Here is a 21,627-nt window from a genome sequence, read left to right as displayed (position 1 = left end):
CGCACCCGTTCGCCGGGGCGGAACAGGCCGGTCCAGTTCTCCCGCGGGCCATGGCCGTTGACGAGATAGGTGTAGGTGGCCGCCGTCACGTCGGCGATGTCGGTGGGGTCCATCCGCATCCGTCCCCACATCGCGCGATCGGCCGCGGACATGCTTTCCTCCGCGCCGCCGCGTATCATGCCGAGCAAGCTCTGCTTCCGGCGATTGAAATAGCCGCCTTCCGCCTTGAGCCGGGCGATGAGCGCGTGCGGATGCAGGAAGGTCCAGTCGCTCAGCACGATCACATGTTCGCGATCACAGGCGACCGGATCGTGCCCGGCGGGATCGATCACGATCGGACCGTAATGCCCCTGCTGTTCCTGAAGGCCAGAGTGGCTGTGATACCAATAGGTGCCGCTTTGCCGCACCGGGAATTCATAGACGAACCGGCTGTGCGGCTTGATGCCGGGGAAGCTGAGGCCGGGAACGCCGTCCATCTGGAACGGCACGAGCAGCCCGTGCCAGTGGATCGAGCTATCCTCGTCGAGCGCGTTCTCGACGTGCAGGCGCACGTTCTGCCCCTCGCGCAGCCGGATCAGCGGGGCGGGCAACACGCCGTTGACGGTCACGGCATGACCGGCGCGGCGACCGACGGTGAAGTGGGTGTTGGCGATCCTGAGATGGATGTCCTCGCCCGAAAGCATGGGCATGGCGGGTGCGAGCCCGGCGGAACCCGTCCGCGCCCAGGCGGGCACAAGGCCCGTCACACCCAGCCCGGCAAGCCCGACGACACCAGCGCGCAGGAGCGAGCGGCGTTCAACGAAGGATGTCATGGCTCAACTGCCCTGCGGATGTCCGATTGCCGGGAACGGAAACAACGGCCGGAGCTTGCGACGGTATGACCGTCGATCCCTATGCCGCCTCGATGGCGCGCGCGGGATAGCCGTCCGCGGCGAGCGCCGCTTCGATGGCGTGCGCCCCGACGCAGGTATCGACGGTGACCTTCTTGCCCGCAATATCCACTTCGACCGTCGCCTGCGGATCGACCGCTTCGATCGCCCGGGTGACGTGCCGGACGCACGAACCACAGGTCATGTTTTCGACGTGCAGCTGCACCGATGGCCTCCATTGTTCCCGACAACGGAATGCGGGTTAATCTTTCCCATCGTTGGAAGGTCAAGGCCGTTCTTTCGGTCGGGACCGGGATGGCGCGAACGGCATCATGTATCTGCGCTTGACCTTCCCACGATGGGAAGCTGCATCATGCGGCCCATGTTGACCGCAGACGCCCCGTCAAAGCCGCAACAACCCGCCGATTCGACGATCAGCCTGCCGATCGAGGGCATGACCTGCGCCTCCTGCGTGGCGCGTATCGAGCGATCGCTGCGCAAGGTGGAAGGCGTGCGGTCGGTCAGCGTCAACCTGGCGACCGAGCGCGCCGACATCCAGACGAACGGCCCCGCCAACCGGCAGGCGCTGGTGCGCGCGGTCGAGCAGGCCGGCTATGGCGTGGCACCATCAAGCGTCGAGCTGGCGGTGGAAGGGATGACCTGTGCATCCTGCGTCGCGCGCGTGGAGCGGGCGCTGAAGGCCGTTCCCGGCGTTGGCGAGGCGATTGTCAATCTGGCGACCGAGCGCGCGAGCGTGCGCGGCGCGGCCGACGTTCAGGCGCTCGTCGCGGCGATCGCCGGCGCCGGCTATGCCGCGCGTCCGATCGCGGAGAGCGTAGCGGGCGACGAGGAAACGGCCGAGCGCAGGGACGCCGAGCGCCGTTCCCTGAAGCGCGACCTCACCCTCGCGACCGCGCTGGCGCTGCCGGTGTTCCTGCTGGAGATGGGCGGCCACGTCATTCCCGGCGCCCACGGCCTGATCGACCGCACGATCGGCATCCAGACGAGCTGGTATCTCCAGTGCGTTCTGACGACGCTGGTGCTGGCCTTCCCCGGCATTCGTTTCTACCGGGCCGGCCTGCCCGCGCTGGCGCGGCTGGCGCCGGACATGAACGCGCTGGTCGCGGTCGGCACACTCGCGGCCTATGGCTATTCGCTGGTCGCGACCTTCGCGCCCGGCGTGCTGCCCGCCGGGACGGTCAACGTCTATTACGAGGCGGCCGCCGTCATCGTCGCGCTGATCCTGCTCGGCCGTTATCTGGAAGCGCGCGCCAAGGGCCGGACATCAGAAGCGATCAAGCGGCTCATCGGCTTGCAGGCCAGCACCGCGCGCGTGCGCCGCGACGGCGCGGCGGTCGATATCGCCATCACCGATGTCGTCAGCGGCGACATCGTCGAGGTGCGCCCCGGCGAACGCATCCCGGTCGACGGCGAAGTGGCCGAGGGTGAGAGCTACGTCGATGAATCGATGATCACCGGCGAACCGATTCCCGTCGCCAAGTCGCCGGGGGCCACGCTGGTCGGCGGCACCGTCAACCAGGAGGGCGCGCTGGCGTTTCGCGCGACGGCGGTCGGCCATGCGACGATGCTGGCGCAGATCATCCGCATGGTCGAGCAGGCGCAGGGCGCGAAGCTGCCGATCCAGGCGCTGGTCGACCGCGTGACGATGTGGTTCGTCCCGGCGGTCTTCGCGGTCGCCGCGCTGACCTTCGCCGCGTGGCTGTGGTTCGGCCCGCCGCCGGCGCTGACCCTTGCGCTGGTCAATGCCGTCGCGGTCCTGATCGTCGCCTGCCCGTGCGCGATGGGGCTGGCGACGCCGACCGCGATCATGGTCGGCACCGGGCGCGGCGCGGAACTGGGCATATTGTTCCGCAAGGGCGAGGCGCTTCAGCTTTTGAAGGACGCGACGGTGGTCGCGGTCGACAAGACCGGCACGCTGACCGAGGGACGGCCCGCGCTCACCGACCTACAGGTAACCGACGGATTCGACCGGGCCGGGGTGCTGGGCGTGGTCGCCGCGGTCGAGGACAGGTCCGAGCATCCGATCGCCCGCGCCATCGGCGACGCGGCGAGGGCCGAGGGCATCACGCTCCCGGCGATCAGCGGCTTTGAATCGATCACCGGCCTCGGGGTCAGCGCGTTGGCCGGCGGAGATCGGATCCAGATCGGTGCCGATCGCTACATGCGCCAACTGGGGCTGGATGTCGCCGCCTTCGCCGACACGGCAGAGCGGATGGCGCGACAGGGCAAGTCCCCGCTCTATGCCGCGATCGATGGCAAGCTCGCCGCGATCATCGCCGTGGCCGACCCGATCAAGGACAGCACGCCGGTTGCCATCGCGACGCTCCACGCGCTCGGCCTCAAGATCGCGATGCTGACCGGCGACAACCGCATCACGGCGCAAGCGGTCGCCCGCCAGCTGAGCATCGACGAGGTGGTCGCCGAAGTCCTGCCCGCCGGGAAGGTCGAGGCCGTGGCCCGGCTGAAGGCAGCGCACGGCCGCGTCGCCTTCGTCGGCGACGGCATCAACGATGCGCCCGCGCTGGCGGCGGCCGATGTCGGCCTGGCGATCGGCACCGGCACCGACATCGCCATCGAGGCGGCCGATGTGGTGCTGATGTCGGGCCAGCTGAGCGGGGTGGCGACGGCGATCGCGCTGTCGCGTGCGACGATCGGCAACATCCGGCAGAATCTGTTCTGGGCGTTCGCCTATAATGTGGCGCTGATCCCGGTCGCGGCGGGGGTGCTTTATCCCGCCTGGGGCATCCTGTTGTCGCCAGTGTTCGCGGCGGCGGCTATGGCGATGTCGAGCGTCTTCGTGCTGGGCAACGCGCTGCGCCTGCGCGGGTTCGCGCCGCGCGCGACGGAGGGAACGGCATGAATATCGGCGAGGCGGCAAAGGCATCCGGCGTTTCCGCCAAGATGATCCGTTATTATGAGCAGACGGGCCTGATCCCCAAGGCCGATCGCAAGGATTCCGGATATCGCGATTATTCGCCGTCGGACGTCCATATGCTGCGGTTCATCGGGCGTGCGCGCGATCTTGGCTTCGCGGTCGCCGAGATCAACGAGCTTTTGAGCCTGTGGCGCGACACATCCCGCCACAGCGCCGACGTCAAACGGATCGCGCAGGCGCATATCGTCCAGCTTCGCGCGCGGATCGACAGCCTGGAACAGATGACCGCGACGCTTGGCGCGCTGGTCGCCTGCTGCGCGGGGGACGACCGGCCCGACTGCCCGATCCTCGCCGATCTGGAGGAGCCGGGCGGCGCACCGGATACACCGACGCGGGTATCACCCGGAACCGGCCGGCTGCGGCACCGCCCCTGACCAGCCAGCGCCGTTGATCGCCAGCGCCCTTGACGGCCAGCACCCTTGACGGCCAGCGCCCTTGACGGAACGCCGCGCCGCCCTCACTTCCCCGTCCCGGCTTGACGCCCCCGCCCAAGCTTCTCCACCCTCGCGCGTACACGTAAGGGAACGCCAGACACCCATGCAGCTCGTCATCGTCGAATCGCCGGCCAAGGCCAAGACCATCGAAAAATACCTGGGGTCGGACTATCGGGTCCTCGCCTCCTACGGCCATGTCCGCGATCTGCCGGCTAAGGACGGGTCGGTGAACCCCGACGACGGGTTCGCGATGGACTGGGAAGCCTATGCCGACAAGACCAAGCAGCTCAAGGCGATCACCGACGAGGCCAAGAAGGCCGATCGACTGATCCTGGCGACCGACCCCGATCGCGAGGGAGAGGCGATCAGCTGGCACGTGCAGGAGGTGCTGAAGAACCGCAAGGCATTGCCGCAGGAGGTCGAGCGCGTCACCTTCAACGCGATCACCAAGCCGGCGATCCTCCACGCCATGCAGCACCCGCGCGAGCTGGATACCGACCTGATCGACGCCTATCGCGCCCGCCGCGCGCTCGATTATCTGGTCGGCTTCACCCTGTCGCCGGTGCTGTGGCGCAAATTGCCCGGCGCCAAATCCGCCGGGCGCGTGCAGTCGGTGGCGCTGCGCCTGATCGTCGAGCGCGAGCGCGAGATCGAGGCGTTCAAGGCGCAGGAATATTGGAGCGTCGAGGCGACGTTCGAGCATGACGGCACCCCCTTTGCCGCGCGCCTGACGACCTGGGAGGGCAAGAAGCTCGACCGGCTGTCGATCGGCGACGAGGGCACCGCCAACCGCGCCAAGGCCGATGTCGAGGCGGGCAGGTTCACCGTCGCCAGCGTCGAGACCAAGCCGGCGACGCGCAACCCGCCGCCGCCCTTCACCACCTCGACACTCCAGCAGGAGGCCGCGCGCAAGCTCGGCTTTTCCGCCAGCCACACGATGCGGATCGCGCAGGGCCTGTATGAGGACGGCCTGATCACCTACATGCGGACCGACGGCGTGCAGATGGACGGCAGCGCGATCGACGCCGCACGCAAGGCGGTGACCGAACGCTACAACGGCAGCTATGTGCCGGAAAAGCCGCGCCACTATACCGCGAAGGCGAAGAACGCGCAGGAAGCGCACGAGGCGATCCGCCCGACCGACTTCGGCAAGGACCCAAATTCTGGAAAAGGGGCAGGCGGCGGCGACCACGCGCGGCTGTACGAACTGATCTGGAAGCGCGCACTGGCCAGCCAGATGGCGTCGGCGCGGATGGAGCGCACCACGATCGAGCTGGAGGACGGCACCGGCCGCACCGGGCTGCGCGCGACCGGGCAGGTGGTGCTGTTCCCCGGTTATCTCGCGCTCTACGAGGAAGGATCGGACGACAAGCCTTTCGTGGGCGGCTCCGGCCAACAGGCCGACGCCGCCGACGACGATTCGCGCCGCCTGCCGCTGCTCCGTTCGGGCGATTCCCCGGCCAGGACCGGCGTCGCCGCCGAACAGCATTTCACCCAGCCGCCACCGCGCTTTTCGGAAGCATCGCTGGTCAAGCGGCTGGAGGAACTGGGGATCGGCCGCCCGTCGACCTATGCCTCGATCATCCAGGTGCTCAAGGATCGCGCCTATGTCCGCGTCGAGAAGAACCGCTTCTTCGCCGAGGAGACGGGGCGGCTGCTGACCGCGTTTCTCGAACGGTTCTTCGAGAAGTACGTCAGCTATGATTTCACCGCGGGCCTGGAGGAGGAGCTGGACGACGTGTCCGGCGGCCGTGCCGAATGGCAGGCGGTACTCGACGCCTTTTGGCGCGACTTCAAGCCGCGCACCGAGGAAGTGAAGGAATTGCAGCCGAGCGAGGTCACCGCCGCGCTCGACACCTTCCTTGAGGCCTATCTGTTCCCGCCCAACGCCGACGGCACCGATCCACGACTGTGCCCGCTATGCGGCGACGGCAAGCTGAGCCTGCGCGGCGGCCGGTTCGGCGCGTTCGTCGCCTGCTCCAACTATCCCGAGTGCAAGTTCACACGCCGTTTCGCCCAGCCGGGCGGCGAGGCGGGCGAGAGCAGCGGCCCGGAGGCGCTGGGGCAGGACGAGAATGGCGTCGATGTCACGCGCCGCTCGGGCCGGTTCGGTCCCTATCTCCAGCTTGGCGACGGCAAGGACGCCAAACGCGCCTCGATCCCCAAGGACGTGCCAGAGCCCGTCGCGCTGGAGATGGCGCTCAAGCTGCTGAGCCTGCCGCGCACGGTGGGCGACCATCCCGAAACCGGCGAGCCGATCACCGCGTCGATCGGCCGCTATGGCCCCTATCTGGCGCACGCCGGCAAATATGCGCGGCTGTCGTCGACCGCCGAGGTGTTCGAGACCGGCATGAACACGGCGGTGGTCAAGCTGGCGGAAGCGGCGGCGAACGGCGGCCGTCCGGCGCGCGGCGCCGCGCGCGAACCGCTCAAGGTGCTGGGCAAGCACCCGCGCACCGAGGCGGAGATCAAGCTGATGGACGGGCGTTACGGCGCCTATGTCACCGACGGCACCACCAACGCGACGCTGCCCAAGACGGTCGAGAAGGACGAGCTGACGCTGGAGGAAGCCGCGCAGCTGATCGACGCGCGCGCGGCGGCGGCCCCGGCGAAGAAGGGCCGGAAGCCGGCGAAGAAGGCCCCCGCCAAAAAGGCCCCGGCAAAGAAGAAGGCAGCGGCGAAGACGGCATAGGATCGGGCGCGCCGCCGCCCTTGCCCGCGCCCTGCGCGCCCGCCAGCGCGGGGGATTGCGGACGGGCGCGGGCCGGGGTCACCGCGGCCCCGGCACCGTTCCGGTCGTCAGCGGGCGGAACCCCGCTACGCGATCACCGCCGCCTCGTCCCGTTGTCGAGCTTGGGCATGACGCGCTGCGCCAGCAACGCGGCTTCGGCCGGGCAGTTGCGGGCCGGCGGCGCGCTGGCGCGCAGGGCGGCAAGCTCCGCCCGCGCGGCGGCGAGATCGCTTTGATAGTCGGGCTTGGTCGCCACCAGCGCCATCGTCGCCGTGGCCGACAACATGCCCGCCTCCACCGCGCTTTCGTTGTGCGCGCCGCACACGAACCGGCTGTCGCCATAGGCACGGCCGCGTTCCAGAATCTGCTGCGCGCGATCGGGGGCGACCGAGGTCAGCACCAGCGCCCAGGTCCAGCCCCAGGTGGTGTGGCCCGACGGATAGTCATAGCTCATCCGCTGCGCCTTCTTGTCGTACAGCTCCGCCTGCGGCTGGCAGATCGCGCCCTTGTCGATGGTGAAGGGGCGGCCGCGCTTATAGGTTTCCTTGGCGATCCGGGTCTGGCCCGACGTATCGATTCCGGCGCGGCGCACGACGGCGGCCAGCCGGGGCGCGTTCTCCGGCGTCAGATCGACCCCGATCGCGCAGCTGAAGTCGCGCATCAGCGCCGGGACGCCGGTGTCGGCATCGCCGGTCGCCAGCGCCCAGCGCGGCGTTCCCTCAAGCCGCCTGGTCGCGCGGAAGATCTTTCGGTCCGTATCGTAGCGCGGGTCGCCCGGCCGTGGCGCCGGCTCGATCACCGACGTCACGTCGAACTCGCCCGGCGCGAGATAGCCACCGGGGCCGTCCGCCGCATAACCGGCGACGCCGATGACGGTGACGATGGCGGCGAGCGCCCAGCCGAGCCTGCGATGGATCATTTCCTATCTCCCTTTGTCGTATCGGGGCGATGCGAACGCGCCGCCTTCATCGGCGAATGTCGGTCACGCCGTCCAGGAACAGATCGATATCGCCCTGCGCGAACAACGCCGCATCGCCCGGAATCGAATGCTTGAGCACGGTGAGCGCCAGCCCGGTACGCACCGTCTCTTCCAGTCCGCGCGCCGAGCGTAGCGCGTGGAGCACCCCGGCGGCGAATGCATCGCCGGTGCCGATCCGATCGACGATCCCGGCGACCGTCACCTCCTCTGTCTGGACGTGCCGGTCGCGCGTGTCGATCCGCGCCGAGATGCGGTTGCGATCGGCGTCGTCGGCATGGCGCGCTGTGGAGGCGATCAGCCGGAGCCGGGGGAAATGCGCGAAGGCCGCGTCGGCCGCCTCGCGCCGCCGGTCCGGCCCCTCGCCGCCGAACGCGCTGCCCAGCAGCAGAGAGATGTCGCGATGGTTGCCGAACAGGACATCGGCGTGGCGGACCAATTCGGTGAGGATCGCGCGCGGATCGCCGTCCCACGCCTGCCACAGCCGCGCGCGATAATTGCCGTCGAACGACACCGGCACGCCAAGCCGGGTCGCCGCCCGGGCCGCCGCCGTCGCCGCCTCGGCGCCGTTCGGGCCGAGCGCGGGGGTGATCCCCGACAGATGGAGCCGGTCGGCGCCGGAGAGGATCGCGTCCCAATCCCATGCCGAGGCGGGCGCGTCGGCGAAGCTGGAATGCGCGCGATCGTAGAGGATGTCTGTCGCGCGCGGCCCCGCGCCCAGCGTCGCGAAATACAGGCCCATCCGCCCGTCGCGGCGCTGGACATGGTCGACCTCGACGCCCGCGCCGCGCAATTGCGCCAGCGCCGCGTCGCCAAGCGCGTTGGCCGGCACCGCGCTGACGAAACGGGTGGGATGACCGAGCCGCGCGAGCTGGGTGGCGACATTGGCCTCGGCACCGCCGACCCAGACGTCGAGCTTCGGCGTCTGGAGCAGCAATTGGCGCCCCGGCGGCGACAGCCGCAGCATCACCTCGCCAAACGTCACAAACCTGCCGGTCGCCGCCCCCGTCGGCGCCGATCCGCCCTGCGCTACGCCCGTCAAAGCTTGACGACGCCGGGCCGGTCGGGCCGGACCATGTAGCGCGCCAATGTGCTGACCGTGCCGCCGAGCGCGATCGCCTGATCGACCACGCGCAGGCTCGACGTCCAGCCCGCGGCGTCGATATCGCACAGCATATAGCCGCGCTGGTCGTGGATCAGCGCGATGTGCGGATTGGTCGCGGCGCGCGGATCGGGACCGATCGGATTGCCGTTGCTGCTGGTCGAGCTGATCGAGGTGGCATGAAGCTCGGCGGCGACCGGCGCGCTTTCCAGATCGCCGCGCCGCGACGGCAGGTGGCCGATGAAGAACATGTGGCTGTCGCCGCCGGTGATGACGACGTTGGTCAGCTTGCGATCCTGGATCATCCCGACCAGCCGCTCGCGCGCGTCGGGATAGCCCGTCCAATTGTCATATCCGTTCGACGGCACCTTCTGCGCCGACCGGTCGAACGGCATCACCAGCCCGCCCAGACCGAGCATGTTCCACGTCGCGCCGCCGTTCAGCCCGTCGCCCAGCCAGCGTTCCTGCTCCGCGCCCAGCATCGTGTCGGGGCTGTCGCGCCGGTCGACGCAATTGCCGTCGCCGGGCTTCTCGCACAGCCGGATGCTGCGATAGCTGCGCTTGTCGAGCATGTTGACGCGCATCAGCCGGCCGAAATCGAGCCGCCGATACGCGCGCGGCGCGCCGTTGTGCGGGAACTGGCCCATCCGCACCGGCATATGTTCGTACCACGCCTGCATCGCGGCGGCGCGGCGCAGCAGGAACACCTCGGGCGGGGTGCTGCTCGCATCGAGATCGCCCGACCAGTCGTTCTCCACCTCGTGATCGTCGAACGAGGGCAGGAACGCGGCGGCGGCGTGCGCCGCGCGCAGATCGGGATCGACCTTGTAGAGCGCATAGCGCCGGCGATAGTCGTCGAGGCTGTAGGGCTCGTCGTCGGGATGGCGGCGCACCACCGGTGGCCGCCCCGGCGCGGCGACGCCGGCCGTCGCCCCCTCGTAGATATAGTCGCCATAGTGATAGACGAAATCGAGATCGGCCTCGCGGCTGATGTGGCGCCACGCGGTGAACAGCCCGGCCTGATAGTTCTGGCAGCCGGCGACCGCGATGCGCAGCCGGTCCACCGCCGCGCCGGCCAGCGGCGCGGTGCGCGCGGTGCCGGTCTCGCTCGGGATGCCGTCGACCATGAAGCGATACCAGTAGCGGCGCTGGCTGCCGAGGCCGGCGACCTCGACATGGACCGAATGCGCGAGCTCGGGCCGGGCCAGCGCCTTGCCCGCGCGCACGATCTTGCGAAAGCCGTCGTCCTCGGCGACCTCCCACCCCAGTTCGACCGCCTCGGCGGGCATACCGCCATGCGGCTCGAGCGGCCGGGGTGCCAGCCGCGTCCAGATCACGAAGCCGTCCGGCGCCGGATCGCCCGCGGCGACTCCCAGCGCGAACGGATCGTCGAGGAATTTGGGGGCGGCCAGCGCGGGCGTGCGCGCCAGTGCGGCGAGCAGCGCCGCTTGCCCCCCGGCGAGCAGGACAAGGCGGCGGTTGAGCAGGGTTGCGGTCATAGGGTCGCGTCCACCTTGGTCTTCATGACGGTTTCACCCGCTTTCGCACGCCTTTCTCCTGCGCGGGAAGCGGCTGGCGGGCGCCCGGGATCGCCGGATCGGGCAGGTTCGCCGCCGATTGCAGCGCGAGCGCCAGCATGTCGGCGGTGCCGGGCAGCACCGGCGACCGCGCCGGGCGCTGGCCAAAGCGAAACGCGGAGGTGAGGTCGCCGAAGGTCTGGCGACGCCAGTCGGTGATGTTCGGCTCCCGCACTCCGGTAAAGCGTTCGAGCAGTTGCAGCACGGAGGTGTGATCGAACGGCTGGCTGCACACCCAGCCGCCGACCGTCCACGGCGAGATGATGATGCACGGCACGCGAAAGCCGGCGCCGATCGGCACGCCGTCGACGAACTCGCCCGGCGTGCCGGCGGGCGGCACCGGCGGGGGCACGTGATCGAACAGGCCGTCGTTCTCGTCATAGTTGAGGATGAACGCGGTCTTCGCCCACACGTCGGGGTTGGCGGCAAGCTCGTTGAGCCGGCGGGCGATGAAATCGGCGCCCGCCGCCGGCATGTTCTTGGGATGCTCGTTCGCTTCCGCCGACGGATAGATCCACGACACCGCGGGCAGGCGATCGCCCAGGACGTCCTGGGCGAAGCGGTCCTCGTCGGTGTCCGGCATCCCGCGCTGCGCGAGCGACGACCCGGCCGGCGCGTTGCGGAAGCGCTCGAAATATTTGAACATGTTGTGGTGGCGCTTGCCGGCTTCACCATATTGATAGATGCGCCAGTCGATCCCCGCGTCCTCAAGCCGCTCGGGATAGCTTTTCCAGCGGAATCCGTCGCCGGGCATCTTATTGCGGGTGACCGGACCGCCCCCGGTCGCTTCGGGATCGATCATGCCGGTGAGGTAATAGAGCCGGTTCGGCCAGGTCGGCCCCATCACCGACGAATGATAGGCGTCGCAGATCGTGAACGCCTCCGCCAGCGCATAGTGGAACGGGATGTCCTGCCGCCGGAAATACCCCATCGTGTAGGGGCCATGCGCGCCGTCGGCGGCGCGGTGGGCGGGCAGCCACTGGTCCATCGCGCCGCCGTTCCACGCCTGGTGCTGGACGTCCCATTCGTGGCTGGTCGACGGCAGTTTCTGCGCGTTGGTCGAAAAACTGTCGAGGTGGAAGGGCAGCAGATAGCCGTTCGGGTTCTGCGCGTCGGGCTGGTGGAACACGTTCCGGCCGCCGGGCAGGATCAGCGGGTCGCGATCGCCGAACCCGCGCACGCCGGACAGCGTGCCGAAATAGTGATCGAACGACCGGTTCTCCTGCATCAGCAGCACGATGTGCTTGATGTCCTTGAGCGAGCCGGCCCGATTGGGCGCCTGTGCCATCAACCGCTGGACGTTCGGCGGCATCAACGTCGTCGCCGCCGCGAGCGAGGCGAGCCGCGTCGCGTCGGTGAGCAGGCGGCGACGGGTGAAACGCGACGTGTTCGACATGGCAACCCCACTATCATTCGCCATCCACGGGCGCCCGGCGACGCCCGTGGATGGATATGTTCTACCGCTCCGGGACGCTAGAAGCGCGCCCGGAAACCAAAGGTGCCGGTCCGGCCGTTCTGAACGTAGATCGCGCTGTGCGAGCCGATGTTCGCCGCCGCGGTGGAGGCGTTGGAGCTGCCCGGCACCATTACGTTATAGGGCGCGGCCAGCAAGTTGTTGACCGTGAAATAGGTTTCCAGATGCTTGGTGATCCTGAGCCTTCCAGAGACGGTCAGATCGGTGCGTGCCTGAAACCAGGTGGGCGTATCCGAACGATATTTGTCGTCGTTCCACAACAGGTTGGCGAACAGCCGCACCGGGCCCTTTTCATAGATCACACCGAGCGAGCCGATGTTGTTGCCGACACGCGGGATCTTCTGGTTGGGCTCGTTGTGCATGAACGCGCCGCGCACCGACAGGCCGTCGAACGGCGCGGGCAGCCAGGTGAAACTGTGCTGGAACGCCGCCTCAAGCCCCTTGATCGTGATGATGTCCCGCTGCGTATAGGTCGCGAAGGCATAGTTCGCGTAGGTCGGATCCGACGCATAGGGCGCGAGCACGGGATTAGAGGCCGCCTCGGCCGCGGTATATTCGTTGACCACCACCAGGCCGTCGATACGGTTGTAGTAGAGCCCCAGGTTCACCATGCCGACCCCGCGCAAATAGTGCGAGAAGCGCGCCGAGAAATTGTCGGAAAACGCGGGCGTCAGCCCCGGATTGGGAACGGTCAACAGCGGCCCGCCGGTCGAACTGCCGGTCAGACTCTCGATCGGCGAGCTGCCGGTGGCGTCGACGCCAGGGCGCAGGATCGTACGGCTGTAGCCAATCTGCAGATCGGTGCGGCGGCCAAAGGTATATTTGGCGGAGGCGCTGGGAAACAGGGTGAAATACTCGCCCTTCACCTGCGACGCGCCATTGGCGAACTGATAGTCGATGCACGGAATCGTGGTGGCGATTCCGGTCGATCCTGTGACGACGCAGGCCGCCGCCGCGCCGGGCGGAGTGTACGCCCGCACCTCCGCGAGCGGGCGTGACTGGAACACGTCGGCGCGGGTGCTCGTCCACTCGCCGCGCACGCCGGCGCGCAGTTGCAGCTTGGGCGTCACGTCAGCGGTCGCCATGCCGTAGATCGCCTTGATCGTCTCATCGACGTCGGTGCGCCGATAGTTGGCCGTGGCATATTGGGCGGGGGTGGCCGCGCTGGTCCATTCACCCGGATTGTCGCGATACATCTGCAGCAGCCGGGCGAGGTCGATCGCCGGGATATAGCTCGACCCGGACAATGAGTTGATGACGAAATGGCTCTTGTCGGTGATGCCGCTGATGCCGGGATTCGTCGCCTGCGCAATGAATTCCGCGTTGGTCAGCGGGCCGTTGTAGGTGTAGCCATACTGCGCGTCGTTGCCGAACAGGTAACTGGTGTCGGTGATCTTGAACCCAGCCTTGAAGCTGACCGGCACGTCGCCGAACTCGGCGTCGTAACGCGCGTTGAGCGCACCCGAGCGCGCCGAGATCCTGGCATAAATGCCATTGCTGACGGTAATCGCCGGCTTGCCGCTGAAGGTGTAGGACGCCGGATTCGACCAGTCGGGTCCGCTGATCTGGGTGATCGTCCAGTCGGTGAGAGCGAGATCGGAGCTGCCCTTCACGAACTGGGCATTGCCGGTGGAACCGTACGTCGGCCCCGCCTGGACCTGGCCGGCGCTCGGCGAATCATAATAGGAATGGCTGTCCGAATAGGCGAAATAGCCGTCGAGACTGAGGCCGCCCAGCTTCCAGTCGAAATTGGCGGCCAGGATCTTGCCGTTGTTATACTTGTACTGGTCGTTTGCCGCGGAGGTGATCGACGTGGTGGTGGCCGGCAGCTTGCCGACGAAGCCGGACAGCGCGTCGGCGGAGGTCGCCGGCTGCCCGTTGAGATTGAGCAGGCCGTTGGTGCCGGTCGAGGTATCCGCGCTGACGGTCGTGATCTGGTTGTGAAGCTGGATATTCCCGCGATACGCCGTCCCCATGACGGACAGGTTGAGCGTGTCGGTCGCCTTGAAATCGAGCACCAGCGCCCCGGTCCTGCGGATCGTCCGTCGTGCGCCGGTCTGACCCTGCATACTGTAGAATTCGAGCGGATAGGGTGCGGTGGCCGACTGTCGGTAGTTACGGTTTATCGTGATCTGCTCACGTTCGATATACTGGTCGTTCAAACCGAGCGAGAACATTACGCCGAGGCGCTGGTTCAGGAAGCTGTTGGAATAGAACAGCGAGGCGTTGGGCAGGAACTTCCTGTTCCCCCACCCGCCCGTATCCGGGCCAACGTTCTTGTAGCTGTCCCACATGTTTTCGTGGGTGAAACCTTCGAGCGAGACGACGAACAAGCCCTTCTTGCGGTCATAGGCGCGCTTGGTGCGCAGGTCGATGATGCCGGCGGGCGCATCCGCGTTCTGGTCGGCACCGGTGGTCTTGTAGGTGGTGACCGCGTCGATCGCGGACATGGACAGCGTTTCGTAGTTGAAGATGCGCGCGGCGGCGGCGGCGCTGGAATAGCCCGTCGCGGTCGCGGCGTTGGCCGAGACGACGTCCATGCCGTTGAGCTGCGTGCGGGTGAATTCCGCCGGCAGGCCACGCAGATAGGCGTAGACCGAGGTGCCGTTCGAGCCGTCGACGTCGACGCCCGGCATGTATTTCATGAACTCCGCCGGATTGCCGCCGGCGATGTCGCCATAGGCTTCGGTGTTGAGCATGTCCGCGATCTGCAATTCCTTGCGCTGGGACATCAGCTCGATCGCGCTGGCGTCGCGGATGCCGCTGACGACGATGTCGCCTTCGCCCGCGGCCTGCCCGTCGCGCCCGCTGCGCACCAGTTCCAGCTCGAGGGTGGCGGTCTCGTCGGGCTGGATGGCGATGTCGCGGGTCTGCGCGACATAGCCGACGAAGCTGACCGTGACGCGGGCGGTGCCGGCCGGCAGATTGGGAACGCGGAAGGCGCCGGCCTCACCGGTGGTGACGGTACGCTTCTGCCCGTCCGCCGCCTCGACGTCGACGATCGCGTCGCGCAGGTAGGACCCGGCCGCCGGATCGAAGACCTGGCCCGACAGCGTCCCTCTCCCCGCCTGACGGGCGCCGGGCGCGGCGTCGGCGGACGGCGATGAGGCGTCCTGGGCATAGGCCGGCATCGCGCCGGCGATCAGCATCGAGACCGTCGATACCGCCAAAAGCAGCGTTGCTCGCGTTTTCATTTCATCCTCCCCAATAGCCGTATCCGGACGTTGCGGACCACCCGCATCGCACACCGGCACCCCTTGCCGGATCATGCGCCGCGTGGCCGATTTCAGATATCGTTAATGAATTCTGCCACACGATAAATCGCCAGTCAATTTGACACTACCAGCTTGATATATAATGTGTTTATTACAGTTTAGAGACTGGTTTCCGCATTATGGACGATTTTTCATTCTCATTTACAATAACGATAATGTTACACTGCGCTGACACTTGGAGGGGCGTCGATCGGTCTGCCTCGTCGTCGGCCTTTTATCGAATTCGGCGTTGACATCCCGCCCGCCCCCCGTCATCATTCCACACTATGGAATACAGTCCACCTATTGTTGGAGGCTCGGAATGTCAAACGGATTCTATGGCGAGCGGGCCGCGCGGGCGCCCCGCGCAGGCGGGTGCGGCCATCCGCACGGCGGTCCGCGAACGGTCATGCGCGAGCGCGCGGTGAGGGCCGGATGCTGAAAATCGCTTCCGTCGTCGCCGTCGAGATGCGCTACCCGTTCACGCGGATCTATGGGGAGGGGAATGTCCCGAAGGAGCTGCTGAGCCCGGCAGCCCATTTCCAGCGAATCAAACGCACCGGCCAGACCGCGACCCTGGTGGTCGTCACCGATCAGGACGGCGTCAAAGGCTTTGGCGAGTGCTTCGGCCTGCCCAGCCCCGGGCCGAGCCGGGCGATCATCGAGGACGTCATCGCCCCGGCGCTGACCGGTGCGGAGATCGCATCGCCCGAAGAGGCGCTCGAGGAATTCTATCGATTCTTCCTCGCGCTGGGCAACAGCCGCGGCCCGGCGATGGAGGCGCTGGCCGGTCTCGACATCGCCCTGTGGGACCTGACGGCGAAGCGCGCGGGCAAGTCGCTCGCCGAGATGCTGAGCGGCCGGGTCGAGCCGGTGCCGCTCTATGCCAGCCCGGTCCCCTTCCTCGCCGATCCCGAAGAAAGCGCGGCGCAGGCGCTGGCGTTCCTCGACCAGGGCTACACCGCGGTGAAGCTCAAGGTCGGGCGCGGCGTCGCTATCGACGTGACGCATGTTCGCGCCATACGCGAGGCGATGCCGGCCGGAACCCCGCTGATGCTCGACGCCAATTGCGCCTATGAGCGCGACGAGGCGCTGGCGCTGCTCGACGGGCTGGCGCCCTATGACATCGCCTGGCTCGAGGAGCCGGTCGAGCCGGAGGACTTCGAGACGCTGCGCCTGTTGTGCGAACGCGCGCCATTCGCGATCGGCGGCGGCGAGAACGACTTCACCCTGTCCGCGTTCGAGCGGCTGGTCGACCTGGGCGTGACCTATCTGCAACCCAACGTCACCCGCGCACTGGGCGTGACCGGGATGCGGCGGCTGGACGCGCTGGCGCGGCGCACCGGGGTCAACGTCGCGCTGCACGGCGTCGGCACCAGCATCGGCGTGGCGACCGCGCTGCATTGCTGCGCCGGGCTGGAGAAGCTGACGCTGTTCGAGCGCAACCATCTGGTCAACCCGATGCGCGACGATGTCGGCGTCGCGCTGACCGTCGACGGCGACGGCAGGCTGATGCCCCCGGCCGGCCACGGCCACGGCGGCACCCCGAGCGTCGCGGCGGCGCAGCGGATCCACGATCCCGCCGTCCAGCGCGCGCTCCAGCCGTCGGATCGTCCCGAGATGGCCCGATGATGCCGGCGCCGCACGGGCCCCGCTGGTCATGAGGAGCATCGTCATGCTCGACGCCGCCGATGCCCGGATGCTGATCGACCGCGCCATCGCCGCCGCCAGCGCGATCGGCGTGCCGCAGAATATCGCCGTGGTCGATGCCGCCGGCGCGCTGCTGGCGTTTCACCGCATGGACGGCGCGAAGCCCTACACCGCCGATTTCGCGATCGCCAAGGCGCGGACGGCGGCCGGCCTGTGGGCATCGACCGCGCAACTGGCCGAGGTCGCGCTGCCCGGCCAGCGTGGTTTCGGGCTGAACACGCTGCGCGGCGGTGAAGTCGCTGTTCTGGGCGGCGGGGTGCCTGTAACCGCGGCGGGCAAGGTGGTGGGGGCGATCGGCATCAGCTCCGGCACCGTCCACCAGGATGCCGATATCGCCCAAACCGCCGTGCAGGAGTTCGAGGCTCTGGCAGCGCGGGCGCAACCGACGGAGCCCGCCCGATGACCGATACCACCAGCCCGATCGCGCCCGCCGATCCGATCCGGAGGATGCCCCGAAAGATCTGGTTCATCCTGGGCCTGCTGATGGGGCTGGTGGTCCTCAACTATTTCGACCGCCAGACGCTTTCGATCCTCAAGCCGGTGGTCAAGGCGGAGCTGGCGTTCGACGACAACGCCTATTCGCTGCTGACCTTCGCGTTCATGCTGCCCTATATCCTGATGTACGTGGTGAGCGGCCGGCTGATCGACCGGTTCGGCACCCGAATCTGCATGACGATCTTTGCCGTGGGCTGGTCACTGGCGAACATCGCGTCGGGCATGTCGCACAGCTTCGCCCATCTCGCGGCGTCGCGCGCGGTGCTCGGCGCGGCGGAGCCGGGGGTGTTCCCCGCGATCCAGCGCGCGATCCTCAACTGGGTTCCTGTCGAACGCCGCACGCTGGCTATCAGCATCGTCACCCCCGCCGGCAACCTTGGCGCGATCCTGGCGCCGCCGCTGACCGCGCTGCTGGCGACCGGGATCAGCTGGCGCGGGGCGTTCGTCATCCCCGGCCTGGTCGGTATCGGCATCGCGATCCTGTGGTGGTTCACCGACAGCAAGGACGCGCCCGCCGGCCAGCCCGCCCCGCAACCGGCTCCACAACCGGTCGCCCAACCCGCCGCGCCGGCGGAGAGGGTCGATGAGGGCAGTGCATCGGCCACCTCGCTGCTCAAGGACAAACGGTTCTGGGCGATCATCGTGGTACGGATGCTCAGTGATCCGGTGTGGTATTTCTACCTGTTCTGGATTCCGGGCTATCTTCAGGAGCGCGTCGGCCTGTCGCTGACCGAGCTGGGGCTGGTCGGCGGCATTCCGTACATCGTCGCGATGCTGAGTTGCGTGGTGCTTGGCCGGTCGGTCGATCGCTTTGCGGTGCGCGGCCATGATCCGATCCGCGTCCAGCTCTATCTGTTCGGCATCACCGCCGCGCTGATGCCGCTGGGCGCGATGATCACCATGACGTCGAGCCCGACGCTGGCGCTGATCATCATCACCGCCGTCATCACGGTGTGCCAGATCTGGTTCGTCGGCTTCAACGTGCTCCTCGCCGGGCTGTTTCCGATCAAGGTCAACGCATCGGCGCTGGGGATGCTGGGCGCGGTCGGCGCCAGCACCTCGCTGCTGCTCAACCTGTTCGCGGGATCGATCGTCATGCAGTTCGGCTACTTCGCTATCTTCGCCGGGCTGGCGATCCTGCACCCCGTCTCAGCGGTCATCCTCGCCGTCGTGATCGGCCGGACCCGCCCGAAGCGCGCGATCGCGCGCGCCAACTGACCCCCGATACCAAAGGAAGCAAATCGCAATGTCAGCGGAACGGACCCAGAATCTTCGCGGCCGGGTGGCGATCGTCACGGGCGGCGGCAACGGCATCGGCGGCGCGATCGCAAGCGAGCTCGCCGCGCGCGGTGCCAGCGTCGCGGTCAACGACATCGACGCGGATCGCGCGCACCGCAAGGCGGCGGAGATCGGCGATGGCGCGCTGGCGACGCCCGGCGACGCATCGTCCTCGGCGGACGTGGCGGCGGCGGTCGCGGCGGCGATCGCCCGGTTCGGAAAGATCGACATCCTCGTCAACAACGCCGGCATGGACCAGGCGGTGTCGATCCTCGATCTGGCGGAGGAGGACTGGGACCGGCTGATCGCGGTCAACCTGAAGAGCGCCTTCCTGTTTTCCAAGGCGGTGCTGCCCGGCATGATCGAGCGCGGCTATGGTCGGATCATCTGCACGTCGTCGGTGGTGGCGCATCGCGGCGCGATGAACGGCGGCATCCACTATGGCACGACCAAGGGCGGGATGCTCGGCTTTGCCCGCACGCTGGCGCGGCAGATGGCGAAGACCGGCGTCACCGTAAACGCGATCGCGCCCGGCGTGGTCGACACCGACCTGATCCGCACCCACATGAAGCCCGAGGTGCGCGAACAGGTGGTGGCGGACATCCCGCTGGGACGGCTGGCCGATCCCGCGGAAATCGGCGCGGCGGTGGCGTTCCTCGCCTCCGACGAGGCCGCCTACATCACCGGCGCGACGCTGGACGTCAACGGCGGCTTCTGGATCGGCTGATGCCGCGGATCGACTATGTCATCGTCGGCGGCGGCAGCGCGGGATGCGTGCTGGCGAGCCGGTTGTCCGAGGACCCGCGCCTGAACGTCCTGCTGATCGAGGCCGGGCGCGACCTGCCGCCCGGCGAGGAGCCGGCCGAGTTCCTCGACATGTACCCCGGCATCGTCGCGTTCGATTCGGCGAATCACTGGTCGACGATCCGCAGCCGTCCGCTGCCGGTGACCGGCAACGATCCCGCGTCGTGGCCCCACCCCAAACGCTATGACCAGCCCAAGGTTGTCGGCGGCGGATCGAGCATCAACGGCCAGGCCGCCAACCGGGGCACGCCCGACGACTATGACGAATGGGCCGACAAGGGGGCGACGGGCTGGGACTGGGAGACGGTGCTCCCCTATTTCCGCAAGCTGGAACGCGACCTCGATTTCGACGGGCCGCTGCACGGGGCGGACGGGCCGATCCCGATCCACCGCATCCCGCGCGCGCAGTGGCCGGAATTCACGCTGGCGGCGGAACGCGCGATGCTGGCGCACGGCTTTCCGGCGATCGCCGATCAAAACGGATCGTTCGAGGACGGGGTGTTCCCGCTCACCCTGTCGAACGACGGACGCCACCGGGTGTCGACCGCGCGCGGCTATCTGACCGAAGCGGTGCGCCGCCGCCCCAACCTGACGATCATGGCCAACACCGAGATTTCGGGATTGATCGTGCGCGACCGGCAGGTGCTGGGCGTCACCACCGGCAAGGGCGACGAGGCCGCCGACATCCTGGCCCGCGAAACGATTGTCTGCGCCGGCGCGCTGCAATCGCCGGCGATCCTGATGCGCGCCGGCATCGGCGCCGCGCCGCGCCTCCACGCGCTGGGGATCGATATCGTCGCGGATCGGCCCGGCGTCGGCCAGAATCTGCAAGAGCATCCCGGGATTTCGCTGTCGGCGTTCATCCGCCCCCATGCCCGGCTCGGCAACCGGACGCGCCGGCACAGCCATATCGGCCTGCGCTATTCGTCGCGGATGGAGGGGTGCGGCACCGGCGACATGTTCGCGATGGTCGCCACCAAATCGGCCTGGCACCCGCTGGGGGAGCGGATCGGCACGCTGCTCTACTGGATCAATAAGCCGTTCTCCGTCGGCCACGTCGATATCGAGAGCGCGGATGGCGCGACCGGGCCGATCGCCAATTTCAACTGGTTCTCCGATCCGCGCGACCTGGAGCGCCTGGCCGACTCGACGCTGATGATGGCGGCGATCGCGGCCTCCCCCGAAATGCAGCCGCACGTCGTCACCCCCTCTCCGTCCAGCTATAGCGGCTGGGCCAAGCTGCTGGGGCGGCGCAGCGCCGCCAACTATCTGCTGACCGCGCCGATGGCGCTGCTGCTCGATGCCATACCGGCGTTGCAGCCGGCCTTCGTCGAGACGTTCATCGGCGGGCGCAAGACCCTCGGCGGGCTGATCGAGGATCGTGCCGCGATCGAGGATTTCGTCCGGTCCGGCGTGTTCGGCCAATGGCACCCGTCGGGCACCTGCCGCATGGGCCGCGCGGCGGACGGCTATGCCGTGACCAGCCCCGAAGACGGGCGCGTCCACGGCGTGGCCGGGCTGCGCGTGGTCGATGCCTCGATCATGCCGACCATCCCGCGCGCCAACCTGAACATCCCGGTGATCATGATCGCCGAGCGCATGGCCGACGCGATCCGGCGCGTGGAGGCCGAATAGACGCGCTCCGGGCCGGGTGACGCGCGAAAGGATATTGACCCTGCCCGCCAAAGACTGAACCAGAGTCCAGCCGGTGGAATCGGTGGTTTTCGGGGATCGGTGCATCGATGCAGGACGTGGACGACAAGCTGACGGGTGGAGCAAACGCCGTTCGCCGGAGCCTGTCGGTGCTGCGTGCGGTCGGGCAGGCGGGCGGCGACATCACCGTCGCCGAACTGGCGGCGCAACTCGACCTGAAGAAGCCCACGGTCCACCGGCTGGTTTCCGCGCTGGTCGAGGAGGAATTCCTCCAGGCGGATTCGTCGCCGCAGCGGCTGCGGCTCGGCCCGGTG

Annotated in this window: 16 protein-coding genes; 9 read left to right on the top strand and 7 right to left on the bottom strand. The window is 68.0% G+C overall.

Features of this window, described 5'->3' with window-relative positions:
- Both VNR91_RS01055 and VNR91_RS01050 read right to left on the bottom strand, forming a co-directional pair.
- Positions 1 to 812, bottom strand: an 812-nt coding sequence (locus VNR91_RS01055; RefSeq protein ID WP_325488943.1) for a multicopper oxidase domain-containing protein, incomplete at its 3' end; no start/stop codon positions are given.
- A gap of 79 nt (positions 813 to 891) precedes the next feature.
- Positions 892 to 1,095, bottom strand: coding sequence for a heavy-metal-associated domain-containing protein (locus VNR91_RS01050; RefSeq protein ID WP_325488942.1), 204 nt, complete (start codon positions 1,093 to 1,095; stop codon positions 892 to 894).
- 156 nt (positions 1,096 to 1,251) lie between these two features.
- Between VNR91_RS01050 and VNR91_RS01045 the strand changes: the two genes are divergently transcribed.
- The 3 genes from VNR91_RS01045 to topA all read left to right on the top strand — a co-directional run bounded on the left by VNR91_RS01045 (position 1,252) and on the right by topA (position 6,951).
- The gene (locus VNR91_RS01045; RefSeq protein ID WP_325488941.1) at positions 1,252 to 3,750 is read left to right on the top strand and encodes a heavy metal translocating P-type ATPase; all 2,499 of its coding nucleotides are present in this window, start codon (positions 1,252 to 1,254) and stop codon (positions 3,748 to 3,750) included.
- On the top strand, positions 3,747 to 4,199 hold the full coding sequence (gene cueR / locus VNR91_RS01040; protein WP_325488940.1) for a Cu(I)-responsive transcriptional regulator: 453 nt from the start codon (positions 3,747 to 3,749) through the stop codon (positions 4,197 to 4,199). The genes VNR91_RS01045 and cueR overlap by 4 nt, the downstream gene beginning before the upstream one ends.
- Positions 4,200 to 4,362: 163 nt before the next feature.
- Positions 4,363 to 6,951: a type I DNA topoisomerase gene (topA, locus tag VNR91_RS01035; protein ID WP_325488939.1), complete on the top strand. Its 2,589-nt coding sequence runs from the start codon at positions 4,363 to 4,365 to the stop codon at positions 6,949 to 6,951.
- A gap of 133 nt (positions 6,952 to 7,084) precedes the next feature.
- Here topA and VNR91_RS01030 read toward each other — a convergent pair whose 3' ends face one another.
- The 5 genes from VNR91_RS01030 to VNR91_RS01010 all read right to left on the bottom strand — a co-directional run bounded on the left by VNR91_RS01030 (position 7,085) and on the right by VNR91_RS01010 (position 15,313).
- On the bottom strand, positions 7,085 to 7,909 hold the full coding sequence (locus VNR91_RS01030) for a phosphatase PAP2 family protein (protein ID WP_325488938.1): 825 nt from the start codon (positions 7,907 to 7,909) through the stop codon (positions 7,085 to 7,087).
- A gap of 46 nt (positions 7,910 to 7,955) precedes the next feature.
- A complete protein-coding gene (locus VNR91_RS01025) occupies positions 7,956 to 8,951 on the bottom strand; it encodes a sugar kinase (RefSeq protein WP_325488937.1) in 996 nt (331 codons plus the stop codon).
- Positions 8,952 to 9,004: 53 nt separating this feature from the next.
- Positions 9,005 to 10,567 (bottom strand): alkaline phosphatase D family protein, encoded by a 1,563-nt coding sequence (locus VNR91_RS01020; protein ID WP_325488936.1) that lies wholly within the window; start codon positions 10,565 to 10,567, stop codon positions 9,005 to 9,007.
- 22 nt (positions 10,568 to 10,589) lie between these two features.
- Positions 10,590 to 12,041 carry an alkaline phosphatase family protein gene (locus VNR91_RS01015; protein WP_325488935.1) on the bottom strand — a complete coding sequence of 484 codons (1,452 nt, stop codon included), beginning with the start codon at positions 12,039 to 12,041 and terminating at the stop codon, positions 10,590 to 10,592.
- Positions 12,042 to 12,118: 77 nt separating this feature from the next.
- A complete protein-coding gene (locus VNR91_RS01010) occupies positions 12,119 to 15,313 on the bottom strand; it encodes a TonB-dependent receptor (protein ID WP_325488934.1) in 3,195 nt (1,064 codons plus the stop codon).
- Between the two features lie 495 nt (positions 15,314 to 15,808).
- On the opposite strand from VNR91_RS01010, the gene VNR91_RS01005 reads away from it, so the two are divergent.
- The 6 genes from VNR91_RS01005 to VNR91_RS00980 all read left to right on the top strand — a co-directional run.
- Positions 15,809 to 17,005, top strand: coding sequence for a mandelate racemase/muconate lactonizing enzyme family protein (locus tag VNR91_RS01005; protein WP_325488933.1), 1,197 nt, complete (start codon positions 15,809 to 15,811; stop codon positions 17,003 to 17,005).
- A gap of 28 nt (positions 17,006 to 17,033) precedes the next feature.
- Positions 17,034 to 17,486 carry a heme-binding protein gene (locus VNR91_RS01000; protein WP_325488932.1) on the top strand — a complete coding sequence of 151 codons (453 nt, stop codon included), beginning with the start codon at positions 17,034 to 17,036 and terminating at the stop codon, positions 17,484 to 17,486.
- On the top strand, positions 17,483 to 18,796 hold the full coding sequence (locus VNR91_RS00995) for an MFS transporter (RefSeq protein WP_325488931.1): 1,314 nt from the start codon (positions 17,483 to 17,485) through the stop codon (positions 18,794 to 18,796). The genes VNR91_RS01000 and VNR91_RS00995 overlap by 4 nt, the downstream gene beginning before the upstream one ends.
- Before the next feature lie 28 nt (positions 18,797 to 18,824).
- Positions 18,825 to 19,583, top strand: coding sequence for a glucose 1-dehydrogenase (locus VNR91_RS00990; RefSeq protein WP_325488930.1), 759 nt, complete (start codon positions 18,825 to 18,827; stop codon positions 19,581 to 19,583).
- A complete protein-coding gene (locus tag VNR91_RS00985; RefSeq protein WP_325488929.1) occupies positions 19,583 to 21,295 on the top strand; it encodes a GMC family oxidoreductase in 1,713 nt (570 codons plus the stop codon). Before VNR91_RS00990 ends, VNR91_RS00985 begins: the two co-directional genes overlap by 1 nt.
- Before the next feature lie 107 nt (positions 21,296 to 21,402).
- A partial coding sequence (locus tag VNR91_RS00980; RefSeq protein WP_325488928.1) for a helix-turn-helix domain-containing protein occupies positions 21,403 to 21,627 on the top strand: 225 nt, incomplete at its 3' end.

It is taken from the genome of Sphingomonas sp., from assembly GCF_035555815.1.
Lineage (GTDB): Bacteria > Pseudomonadota > Alphaproteobacteria > Sphingomonadales > Sphingomonadaceae > Sphingomonas.
This window is presented reverse-complemented; position numbering and strand designations above follow the sequence as displayed.